The organism is Catenulispora rubra, assembly GCF_015356825.1.
GTDB classification, from domain to species: Bacteria; Actinomycetota; Actinomycetes; order Streptomycetales; family Catenulisporaceae; genus Catenulispora; species Catenulispora rubra.
The window spans coordinates 1-10,829 of the sequence record NZ_JAACYW010000363.1 but is presented as its reverse complement, the minus strand read 5'-3'; the positions used below and the strand labels follow the sequence as shown (position 1 = coordinate 10,829).

Sequence of the window (10,829 nt, the reverse complement as noted above, 5' to 3'; positions counted from 1 at the left end):
CGTCCCACCCATCCCAGCCCGCACCGGAAGCAGACCCCGACGGCGAGGTCTTCGTCGGCCGCGAACCGCTCCTCGCGCAACTCACCGAGGCCCTGGCCGCGGCCCGCGCCGGCCGAGGCCGAGTCGCGGCGGTCTCCGGCGAGCCGGCGGTCGGCAAAACCCGGCTGTTGAATCGTTTTGCCGACCTCGCCGGGGTCCCGGTGCTCTGGGGCACCTGCCCCGAACACGTCACCGCGCCGCCGCTCTGGCCCTGGGAACAGGTGCTCCGCGCGGCCGCCGGCGCCTTCCCGCAACGCCCGGTGCCCGCGCTCGTCGGCGAACTGCTCGACGGGCCGGAACAGAGCGACGGCGTAGAGGTCGCAGCCACCGCGACCCTGCGCAGCTTCGAAGCGATCGTCCACTACCTGACCGGCGCCACCCGCACCGAACCGCTGGTGGTGGTGATCGACAACCTCCACCGCGCCGACGCCTGCTCGTTGCGGCTGCTGGCGCACCTCGCCGAGTCGGTGGCCGCGAGCCGGCTGCTGCTGGTCGTGTCCTACCGCTCCGACGAGGCGCCGGTGCTGGCCGACACCCTGGCCGCGCTGGCCCGCCGCGAGACCACTCGCATCGCCGTGGCCGGTCTGACCGGGCGGGACGCGCAGCGCATGGCCGGCGCGATCCTGCGGCGGGACATCAGCGAGCGGGCCGCCGAGGCGTTGTGTGCCAGGACCGACGGCAATCCGTTCTACCTGCGCGAGTTCATCAAGGTCCTGACCAACGAGCACGCCCCCGACGACCCCGGCGCCGTGCCGGTGCCGACTTCCGTCCGGGAGGTCGTGCTGCGCCGTGTCGCGCAACTGCCGCCGGCGGTGGGAGAAGCGCTGTCTGTGGCGGCCGTGGTCGGCCGGCACTTCGAGATCGAGGTCGTCGCCGGGGTGCTCGGCCTCGAGATCGACGCCGCGCTGGAACTTCTCGACGCGGCGGTCGCGGCTGGGGTGGTCGTGGAGGACCGGCAGCGTCTGGGCTGGTTCCGCTTCGCGCACGCCCTCGTCGCCGAGGTGTTGTGCGAGACCACCGGCCACCTGCGGCGGGCCCGGCTGCACCGGCGGATCGGCGCCATGACCGACCCGGCGGGCAACCATGTGCCGGCCAACCATACGCCTACGAGCCATGCGGCAACCAACTACCCGCCGACGAACCACGTGCCCGCCAGCAACCCGCCGGCCACCGCCCCGCCGACGGTCCGCTGGCCGCATCCCCGCGTGCACCCCTCCGAACCGCTGCGCCCCGTGGCGCAGATCCCCGAGGACCCCGCCTCCGCGCCGAACCCCGGGTGCCGCCCGAGGCGCGCGGCGGCGATCACCGCAATCGCCCGCGCCCGATGACGTCTCCCCACGACTGATCGAAGGAAGTGAGTACGGTGACGGCCCAGAACACTTCATCCACATCCACCGACATCCCGTTCCTGAACGTCCTGGACCCCGACTTCGACTTCGGCTCGCCGCAGGCCATGGCCGCCCAGGAGCAGAGCTGGTACGCCGAGAGCCCGATCGGCCTGCTGGTCCTGCGCTACGCCGAGGCCCAGGAACTCCTGCGGGACCAGCGCCTGGACCACAACGGCCGCGGCTACATGGAGCAGAGCGGCGTGGTCGCGGGCCCCATCTACGAGTGGTTCGTGCCGATGATCAACAACCACGACGGCGAGGACCACCGCCGGCTGCGCAACCTGGTCTCCAAGGCCTTCACCCCGCGCATGATCGAGCGCATCCGGCCCTTCGTGCGCGCCGCGGCCGAGCGCATGGCCGACGCGATGGCCGGCGGCGAGGTGCACGAGTTCGTCGAGAGCTTCGCCGATCCGCTGCCGCTGTCCGTGATGTGCGAACTGCTCGGCGTGCCGACCGAGGACTACGACACCTTCAAGCTGTGGACCAGCGACATCGGCCTGGTCTTCAGCCTGGTGCACGGCGGCGACATCGTGGACCGGGTGGAGAAGAGCGTCCTGGGGCTCAACGAGTACGTCTCAGGCCTGATGGAGGAGAAGGCGAAGGACCCGGGCGACGACCTGATCTCCACGCTGGTCACCGCGCAGCGCACCGAGGGCCAGGTCAGCTCCGAGGAACTGCGCAACCTGCTGGTCACGCTGGTGTTCGCGGCCCACGACACCACCTGCCACCAGCTCTCCAACGCGATGGTGGTGTTCGCCGACCACCCCGAGCAGTGGAACCTGCTCGGCGAGCGTCCGGAGCTGGCGGCGCAGGCCGTCGAGGAGATCATCCGCTGGGTCCCGTCCACGCCGATCATCTACCGGTGCGCGACCGAGGACTTCGAGTATCAGGGCCTGGAGGTCGCCAAGGGCACGTTCCTGACGATGTGCGCGCAGACCGCGCAGCGCGACCCGCGGGTGTTCGCCACCGGTGAGACCTTCGACGTCACCGCCACCGGACTGCCTTCCCCGCTGCTGTTCGGCGCGGGGCCGCACTACTGTCTCGGCGCCCCGCTGGCGCGCACCGAGATGGTCGAGGCGCTGGCCGCGCTCGCGCAGCGGCTGGGCCCGCCGTCGCTGGCGGGCTCGGTGACCTGGCGGCCGCCGACCGGGATCCACGGCCCGAACGAGCTGCCGCTGCGCTTCGCGACCCGGTCCTGAGCGGCCGACGCGGCGGCGGCCCGGCGAGAGAGCGAACCGGCGCCACGGTGAAGCGGCGCGGTGGGCAGGCCGAAAGGCGGCGCGGCGGGCTGGGTGAACGGCGGCGCGGCGGGCTGATACGGCCGCGAGGCGGCGAGTGGGCAGGTCGGCGTGATCCCGGATCAGGATTCTTGCGGTACTTCCGCCACCGGCTCCCGGCGGCGCTTGCGCGGCGCCGCCGACCGCGGCGGCTGGGCCCGCATGTGGTCCCGCACCCGCGGCATGATGTCGCCGAGCTGTTTCACGTCCTCGCCGGACAGCGGCTCGAACAGCAGCCGCCGGATCACCTCGACGTGCCCGGGCAGCACCCGGCCGACCAGGGCCGCGCCGGCCTCGGTGATCGAGACCAGGGTCGCGCGCTCGTCGTCCAGGCTCGGCACGCGGGTGATCAGGCCCGCCTGCTCCAGCAGGCCGGCCTGGTACGTCAGGCCGCTGCGGCTGTACACCACGCCGTCGGCGAGCTGCGTCATGGTCAGCGGGCCGTCCACGGTGGTCAGGCGCGCCAGCACCTCGAACTGCACGTAGCTGAGGTCGCCCTCGGCCCGCAGCTGCCGCGCGACCTGGTGCTGCAGCAGGCTGACGGCTTCCATCAGGGCGAAGTAGACGCCGAGCTGCTGGGGTTCGAGGCCCTGAACGTCGTCCATGTCTGCCGGATCCGAGCCGCCCATTCCTTGAGCGTACAGGGAACCGGGGAGAAGAACAGCGGTTGTGCTTCGAAATCGAAGCAGCTACAGTGAAGCTTCAAGGTCGAAGCATCTGCTTTGACCTTGAAGCACATGAGCCTGCAGGGCAGCGAGAGAGGTCGATCATGAAAGCGGTGCGCTTCCACTCCTACGGCGCGACTGACGTCCTGGTCCACGAAGACGTGGAACGTCCGGCGGCCGGCCCGGGCCAGGTCGTGGTGAAGGTGGCGGGCGCCGCGTTCAACCCGGTCGACCTGCCGATCCGCCAGGGCTTCGTGACCGAGGCGTTCCCGATCGTGCTGCCGCACACCCCGCTCTACGACCTGTCCGGCACCGTCGCCGAGCTCGGCGACGGCGTCGCCGGCTGGAGCGTCGGGGACCCGGTCGTGGCCTGGCTGCCGATCCCTGCGCCCGGCGCCGCCGCCGAGTACGCCGTGGTCGAGGCCGACACCCTGGCCCCCGCCCCGAGCACCGGCGAGCTGGCCGACGCCGCGGCGCTGCCGTCGGTCGCGCTGGTCGCGCTGCAGATCGTGGTCGAGCACGCGGCGCTCAAGCCCGGCCAGACCCTCCTGGTCAACGGCGCCGGCGGCGCGGTCGGCGGCTACCTGGTCCAGCTGGCGGCGGCGGCCGGCGCGGTGGTCACCGCGACAGCGAGCCCGGCCAGCCGGCAGCGCGTGGAGTCCTACGGGGCGAAGCGGATCGTCGACTACACCGTCGAACCCGTCACCGAGGCGCTGACCGGGGAGCGGTTCGACGTGGTGGTGAACGTCGTGGCCTCGGCCGGCGAGGCCGAGCTGGCGCCGCTCGCCGACCTGGTCGCCGACGGTGGCGTCTTCGCCACCATCGTGCCGCCGGGGCTGCGCAAGGAGATCGGGCGCGGCGTGCGGAACCTGGTCGTGTTCGGGCGCAGCGACGCTGCGCAACTCGCGGAGCTGACGGCGCGCGTCGACGCCGGGGAGCTGAAGATCCACGTGGCCCAGCGCCGCCCCCTGGCCGAGCTGGGCGCCGTGCACGACGACGCCGCCGCCGGCCGGCTGCCCGGCCGGACCGTCCTCGTGCCCTGAACCGTTCCACCGGGCCGGCCGTACCAGGGCCGGCCCGGTTTCACCCGTTCCGCCGATCGTCTGCCGTTGTTTCGCCGCCAGTACGCCGCCAGTACGCCGTCCGTTCGCCGTCACGAGCTTGAGGAGAGTTCCCCTTATGCATTCGACGTTGTCCTCCGAGGCGGTCGCATCGACGCTGAGCCGGCTGCAGGCCGCCGAGGAGAAACAGGACCTGGTGGCCGCCTTCAAGGCAGCCGGGGTCGACATGGCCGGCGAGTACCCGGTCGACCTGCCCGCCGACGAGCTGGCCGAGCGCACCAAAGACCTGATCATGTCGGTGAGCAAGGAGGGCGGCCGCCTGCTCTACCTGCTCGCGCGCTCGGCGCGGGCCCGTACCGTGGTCGAGTTCGGCACCTCCTTCGGGATATCGACGCTCTACCTGGCCAGTGCGGTGCGCGACAACGGCGGCGGCACGGTCATCACCACCGAGCTGCAGGCCGACAAGGCGCTCGCCGCCGAGAAGAACTTCGCCGAGGCGGGCCTGGACGACCTGATCGAGCTGCGGCTCGGCGACGCCCGGGAGACCCTGCGCGAGCTGCCCGGGCCGGTGGACCTGCTGCTCCTGGACGGCTGGCTGGACCTGCGGCTGCCGATCCTGGAGCTGGTCGCGCCGCGGCTGCGGCCCGGCGCGCTGGTGGTCGTGGACGACGTGGACCTGGAGATCGGCCGCGGCGTCTACCAGGAGTTCCTGGACCACGTGACCGATCCGGCCAACGGGTACTTCTCCGTGCGGCTCCCGGTCCACATGGGCGTCCAGGTGTGCCTCAAGCTCGGCTGAGGCGCCTGACGAGCCGATGGACATCAAGGTCCTGGGTCCGCTGTCGATCCAGCACGGCGCCGCCGCGGCCACCCCGGTCGCGCAGAAGCCGGGCACCGCGCTGGCGCTGCTGCTGCTCAACGCGATGCGCGTGGTGCCCGTCCCGGTGCTGATGGACGAGCTGTGGCGCGAGGCCCCGCCGAAGACCGCACGCGCCGCGCTGCAGATCTACGTGCTCCAGCTTCGCAAGAAGCTGACCTGGGCCACCGGGCTGACCCTGGCCGAGGTGTCCGAGCACGTGCTGCAGACGGTGCACAACGGCTACCGCTTCGTCGTCGAGCAGGGCCAGCTGGACCTGCAGGCCTACCACCGGCTCCAGCGCACGGGGATCAAGGCCATGGACGCCGGGGACTACCACACGGCGGCCCGGGACTTCCGGCACGCCCTGAACCTGTGGCGCGGGCCCGCGGTCGCCGACGTCGAGCCGGGGACACGGATTCGCGCCGAGGTGGCGGCGCTGGAGCAGTCGCGGATGACGATGCTGGACTATCGCATCGAGCTGGACCTGCGGATGGGGCTGCACCGCCAGATCCTCGGCGAGCTGGCGGTGCTCACCTCGCGCAACCGCTTCCACGAGAACCTGCACGCGCAGTTCGTCATCGCGCTGTACCGCTCCGGCTACCGCATCCGAGCGCTGGAGGCGTTCCACCAGGTGCGGCACAACCTGCGCACCGAATTCGGGCTGGAGCCCTCCGGCAAGCTCAAGAGGTTCCATCAGGCGGTGCTGACCCAGGATCCGGTGCTCGACGACGCCGAGGTGGTGCCGCTGCCGCGGGGATCGGCAGCGGACCTGCTGGAGGCGCCGGCGCTGGCGAGCTCGTTCTGAGCCGGATCAGGAGCCTGAGACCTCAGGAGCCTGAGACGGCGGCCGTGAGCACGGTCTTGATGCTGTCGTCCGCGATGCGCTCGGCACGCTCGCGGGACACCGCGTCGGCGATGTGCGTGAAGTTCCACGACAGCTGGCCGTGGCTGGTGCTGACCGACGAGGCCAGGTATCCGACCACTGAGATGCCCCCGACGAACTGTGCTCCGGACAGCCGCCAGTCGCCGACCTCCGCCGGGAAGTCGAAGCGGCCGATGTTGGAGATGAAGAAGTTGAACGAGCCGTGCTCCTCGATGTACCGGACCAGCGGCTCGCTGTCGACGATGCCCGCCGGGCCCTGCGCGGCCAGCAGCGCGAACACCGGGTACTGGTCGCCGCGCTCCCGGCGCTCGGTGAGGTCGCGGTTGACGAAGCGCGCCATCGACCACAGGTCGTCGGGCTGGTAGGCGACGACCGAGTGCACGGCCGAGACGAAGCAGCCGACCTCGTCCTCGGACACCGGGCGTTCGAGCTCGTCGCGGAAGGAGACCGGGGAGCCGACCGCGAAGTGCGAGCCGGGCGCCGCCTCGGCGTCCCGGGCGACGGCGCCGGCCAGCGCGGCGGCCAGGACGCCGTGCAGCGTGACGCCTTCGCGCTTGCAGGCCGCCGTCAGGTCGGCCAGCGCGTCGGCGGGCAGGAAACGGTGCAGGAGCCGGGTCCGGCGCTGGTCGAAGGGGACGAAGAACTCGGGCTCCAGGCGGCCGGCCTCTGCGGACTCGTCCGCTGTCGGATCGGCGGCCTCGCGGTCCGGGAGCGCGCCGGCGGTGGTGCGGTGACGCTCCGGGAAGAGGTCTTCCACCGGGACGGGGATCGGTGTTTCGGAAGCATCGGCGGCTTCGGCGGCATTGGCGGCTTCGGCATCGTCGGCGGCGCCCGGCTCGGCCGCGAGCAGCACCCACTGCCGCAGCAGGGCCAGCGCGGTCGTCCCGTCCGAGATGTAGTGCGGGACCGAGAGAATCAGATCATTGATCCCGTCCGGCTGCCGGATCACGACCGCGCGGGCCAGCGGCCCGGTCCGCCAGTCGACGGACTCGACGAACTCGTGGGTGTCGATCTCCTGCGCCCAGCGCTCTTCCTCCAGCCGGGTCACGCTGACCTCGCGCAGCGGGATCGGCTCGCTCGTCGGGACGAAGCGCGGGTCGATTCCCGAGGCTGCCGTCGCTATCGCCAGGCGCAGCAACGGTTGCCGGCCCTGGAGTGCGCGCAGCCCGCCGCGCAGCGCGTCGGTGGACACGGCGCCCTCGACGCGGACCCGCGCGCAGACGTTCAGCGTGGAGAGCTGATCGATGATCCAGTACCAGCGCTCCGCCGGGCTCAGCGCCCGCGACGTGCCCCGAATGCTCATTTCGCCTCGACCCCCATCATTGCATGAAATGCGATGTGTAAATACCGGAACTGATCATCGAAAGCTTACTCGCGATGATGCTAGCAAATAGCGCGGGGTGGACACCATGAATTCTTGGTGATAATAGTGTGACAGCGCTCTGAGCTGGTCCATGAGCCGTATTTAGTCGATTCTCAAGCGTGCCGTGATGGTATTCCAGTGAGCCGTCGGCCGCCTTGCCGGCGTCATTTCTCTTGACATCTGATGGGCCGGCTCCGCCGATGGCCGAACCGGCCCGGGGGAGGAGTTCCCGTGTCCGACTCCATGGTCGCCCAGACCGTTCCACCGCTGATCCGCATCGATCCGTCCGGGGCCGACCGCCACGGCGAGGCGGCGCGGATGCGCCAGGCCGGCCAGGTGATCCGGGCCGAGTTGCCCGGCGGCGTGCAGATGTGGGTCATCACCGACTACGGCCTGCTCGCCGAGCTGGCCGCCGACCCGCGCGTGGGCCGGGACTGGCGCAACTGGGGCGCGCTGAGCCGCGGCGAGGTGCCCGAGGACTGGCCGCTGCTGAGCATGATCCGGCTGAACAACGCGATGGCCCGGGACGGTGTGGAGCACCGCCGGCTGCGGCGTCCGCTGACCAGGACGTTCACCCGCAACCGGGTCGAGGCGCTGCGGCCGCGGATCGGCGAGATCGTGGAGCGGATGCTGGACGAGCTGCCCGCGCTGGCCGACTCCGACGGCGTCGTCGATCTGCGCAAGCACTACGCCTATCCGTTCCCGATGCAGGTGATCTGCGAGCTGATCGGCGTGCCGGAGGAGTGGTGGCCGAGGTTCCGCCAGCTGATCGACACCGTGGTGCGCGCCGACACCACGGCCGAGGAGTACATGGCCACCCAGGTGGAGCGGCACGAGCTGTGGCAGAAGCTGTTCGCCATGCGGCGCGCCGAGCCGGCCGACGACCTGACCAGCGCGCTGATCGCGATCAACGGCGAGGACGGCGAGCCGCTCACCGACGAAGAGCTCGAAGACACGCTGTGGATGCTCATCGGCGCCGGCCACGAGACCTCGATCAGCCTGATCGTCAACGCCACGCGGGCCCTGCTGACGCATCCGGAGCAGCGCGCCAAGGTCGACGAGGGCGGTGACGAGGGCGGTGACGAGGTCTGGGCGAAGGTCATCGAGGAGACGCTGCGCTTCGACTCGCCGGTCGGGAACTTCCCGGCCCGCTTCCCGACCGAGGACGTCACCGTCGCGGGGGTGACGATCCTCAAGGGCGAGGCCATCCTCGCGCCTTGGAGCGGGGTCAACCGTGATCCGGCGCGGTACGGCGAGGACGCCGACCAGTTCGACATCGACCGGTCGGCCGGCAAGCACATGGCGTTCGGGGCCGGGCCGCACGTGTGCATCGGCCCGAACCTGGCGCGGCTTGAAGCGGCGATCGCGTTGCCGGCGCTGTTCGCGCGGTTCCCGGAGCTGCGGCTCGCGGTCGAGGACGACGCGCTGACCGCGGTGCCGTCGATCTTCTCCAACTCGGTCGTCGGCCTGCCGGTGTACCTCGGGGCGCAGGCGCAGCGCAGCTGAGGCAAAAAAGTGGATCGGTGGCCGCCCCGGGGGAGGCGGCCACCGATCCCGGCGGCGGCACCCGCCGGTCTGTGAACCCCGAGAAAGTCTGTGAACCCTGAGAAAGTCTATGAGCCCTGAGAAGTCGCGGGCGGGATGTTGTGGTTCAGGCGGAACAGGTTCTCCGGGTCGTAAGCGGCCTTGATCTCGGTCAGCCGCTGGTAGTCCTTCGGCTCGTAGGCGGAGCGCACGTACTTGGCGTCGTCCGCGCCGTTCAGGAAGTTCAGCGTGCGTCCGACGACCCAGGGCTCCAGTGCGGCGAAGATGCGCTCGTGCGCCGGCCGGATCTCGCTCAGTTCGGCGCGTTCCAGGCGGGAGATGACGTTGATGGCGTACCGCGCGTGCCGGCCGCCGACCGCGTTGCCGACCGCCGGCGGGTTCGCCAACTGGCCGCCGAGGTGTCGCAGCTCGATGACGTGCGGCACCGCGGCCTGCGGCCCGGCCAGTGCGAACAGCGCGTGCACCCCGGTGGTGTCGAAGTCGTGCAGCAGGGCGGTGAAGGACTCGAAGGCGCCCGGGATCGGGGGGTCGTTGTGGATGGTGCCGCCTTGGGAGTACGGCATCTCCTTCACGGTGTCGATGAAGGGCTCCAGCTCGCGCAGCGGGGCCACCAGGTCCGCGCCGGGACGCAGGTCGTCGGCGGAGTAGGTGATGCGCACATGGGCCACGTAGCGGCCGCGCAGCGGCGGCGGGAGCATCGGCGCGTCGGGGAAGGCGATCATCGCGATCGAGGAGGTCATCTCGTCGGGCAGGTGGGCAGTCCACCGGACGTAGGCGTCGAAGACCTCGGTGATGGCGTCCGCGGCGAAGAACAGGCCGCCGCCGTAGATCGTGGTGACCGGCATCAGGTCGATCTCGATGCCGGTGACCACGCCGAAGTTGTCCCGGCCGCCGCGCAGCGCCCAGAACAGGTCCGGGTCGGCCTCGGCGCTCACCTGCCGCAGCCGGCCGTCCGCGGTGACGACGTCGAGGCTGCGCACGTGGTCCGCGGCGAATCCGTAGCGGCGCGAGAGCAGGCCCAGGCCGCCGCCGAGGGTGTAGGAGACCACGCCGACGCCCGGCGCCGAGCCGGACAGCGGGGCCAGGCCGGCCGCCGCGGCCTCGTGGATCACCTGCTCCCAGCGCGTCCCGGCGGCCACCCACGCGGTGCCGGTGCCGGGGCTCACGCGGATGCCCTGCATGCGCGAGGTGGTGATGAGCAGACCGCCGTCGGCGGCGACCGCGGCCGAGGCGTGGCCGGTGCCCTGGACCGCGACCGGGAGGCCGTGCTCCCTGGCGAACGTCACGGCCGCCTGCACGTCGGCCGCACCGGTGGCGCCGACGATGAGGTCGGGATGGTGCCGTCGGGCGGTCTGGTTGCCGCTGCGCTCGGCGTCGTACGCCTCGTCGGCGGGGGCCAGCACCGGACCCTGGATCCGCGTGGCCAGCTCCGTGACCGTCTCGGGGTCGATCGGGGGATCTATGGTGGCGGCTCGGTCCACACTGCTCATGGCTGCCCTTGTCCGTGCCGGGTGGCCGGCACTGTCGCGGTTCCGGGTGATCACGAAGAGTAGTAAGGTAACCGTACGTCCCGGATACCTGATAGTCAAGCACCCTGACCAATATCGAGCACACCAGCAATCGAGCAGACCAGCATCGGGCACCCCGATATCGAGCAGAGAGGCCGCTCCAGGTGACGAAGCGAACCGATGACCGGGGCGAGGCCGCCGGGGCTCCCGACACCGAACCCCGCCCGCCCCTGCCCACCCT

General features: G+C 71.3%; 9 protein-coding genes. 6 read left to right on the top strand and 3 right to left on the bottom strand.

Features of this window, described 5'->3' with window-relative positions:
- The coding region (locus tag GWK61_RS48745) for an ATP-binding protein (RefSeq protein WP_194920373.1) at positions 1-1,367 on the top strand (1,367 nt) is incomplete at its 5' end.
- 35 nt (positions 1,368-1,402) lie between these two features.
- Positions 1,403-2,626 carry a cytochrome P450 gene (locus tag GWK61_RS60260; RefSeq protein ID WP_323748102.1) on the top strand — a complete coding sequence of 408 codons (1,224 nt, stop codon included), beginning with the start codon at positions 1,403-1,405 and terminating at the stop codon, positions 2,624-2,626.
- Between the two features lie 161 nt (positions 2,627-2,787).
- On the opposite strand, the gene GWK61_RS48735 is transcribed toward GWK61_RS60260, so the two are convergent.
- Entirely contained in the window at positions 2,788-3,309 is a 522-nt protein-coding gene (locus GWK61_RS48735; protein WP_194920372.1) for a MarR family winged helix-turn-helix transcriptional regulator, read from the bottom strand.
- Positions 3,310-3,473: 164 nt separating this feature from the next.
- On the opposite strand from GWK61_RS48735, the gene GWK61_RS48730 reads away from it, so the two are divergent.
- From GWK61_RS48730 to GWK61_RS48720, 3 genes are all read left to right on the top strand, one after another.
- Positions 3,474-4,412 carry an NADP-dependent oxidoreductase gene (locus GWK61_RS48730; RefSeq protein ID WP_194920366.1) on the top strand — a complete coding sequence of 313 codons (939 nt, stop codon included), beginning with the start codon at positions 3,474-3,476 and terminating at the stop codon, positions 4,410-4,412.
- A gap of 136 nt (positions 4,413-4,548) precedes the next feature.
- On the top strand, positions 4,549-5,229 hold the full coding sequence (locus tag GWK61_RS48725) for an O-methyltransferase (protein ID WP_194920361.1): 681 nt from the start codon (positions 4,549-4,551) through the stop codon (positions 5,227-5,229).
- A gap of 16 nt (positions 5,230-5,245) precedes the next feature.
- Positions 5,246-6,094 (top strand): AfsR/SARP family transcriptional regulator, encoded by an 849-nt coding sequence (locus GWK61_RS48720; protein WP_194920359.1) that lies wholly within the window; start codon positions 5,246-5,248, stop codon positions 6,092-6,094.
- 22 nt (positions 6,095-6,116) lie between these two features.
- On the opposite strand, the gene GWK61_RS48715 is transcribed toward GWK61_RS48720, so the two are convergent.
- Positions 6,117-7,475, bottom strand: coding sequence for a phthiocerol/phthiodiolone dimycocerosyl transferase family protein (locus GWK61_RS48715; RefSeq protein WP_194920357.1), 1,359 nt, complete (start codon positions 7,473-7,475; stop codon positions 6,117-6,119).
- Positions 7,476-7,778: 303 nt separating this feature from the next.
- On the opposite strand from GWK61_RS48715, the gene GWK61_RS60255 reads away from it, so the two are divergent.
- Complete coding sequence (locus GWK61_RS60255) at positions 7,779-9,041, top strand: cytochrome P450 family protein (RefSeq protein WP_194920375.1); 1,263 nt, start codon at positions 7,779-7,781, stop codon at positions 9,039-9,041.
- Positions 9,042-9,148: 107 nt separating this feature from the next.
- On the opposite strand, the gene GWK61_RS48705 is transcribed toward GWK61_RS60255, so the two are convergent.
- Positions 9,149-10,570 carry an FAD-binding oxidoreductase gene (locus tag GWK61_RS48705; RefSeq protein ID WP_194920355.1) on the bottom strand — a complete coding sequence of 474 codons (1,422 nt, stop codon included), beginning with the start codon at positions 10,568-10,570 and terminating at the stop codon, positions 9,149-9,151.
- Between the last annotated feature and the right edge of the window lie 259 nt (positions 10,571-10,829).

Coding starts and splice junctions, on each gene's coding strand:
- GWK61_RS48735 (WP_194920372.1), bottom strand. CDS start 3,309: ATGGACGACGTTCAGGGCCTCGAACCCCAGCAGCTCGGCGTCTACTTC.
- GWK61_RS48730 (WP_194920366.1), top strand. CDS start 3,474: ATGAAAGCGGTGCGCTTCCACTCCTACGGCGCGACTGACGTCCTGGTC.
- GWK61_RS48725 (WP_194920361.1), top strand. CDS start 4,549: ATGCATTCGACGTTGTCCTCCGAGGCGGTCGCATCGACGCTGAGCCGG.
- GWK61_RS48720 (WP_194920359.1), top strand. CDS start 5,246: ATGGACATCAAGGTCCTGGGTCCGCTGTCGATCCAGCACGGCGCCGCC.
- GWK61_RS48715 (WP_194920357.1), bottom strand. CDS start 7,475: ATGAGCATTCGGGGCACGTCGCGGGCGCTGAGCCCGGCGGAGCGCTGG.
- GWK61_RS60255 (WP_194920375.1), top strand. CDS start 7,779: ATGGTCGCCCAGACCGTTCCACCGCTGATCCGCATCGATCCGTCCGGG.
- GWK61_RS48705 (WP_194920355.1), bottom strand. CDS start 10,570: ATGAGCAGTGTGGACCGAGCCGCCACCATAGATCCCCCGATCGACCCC.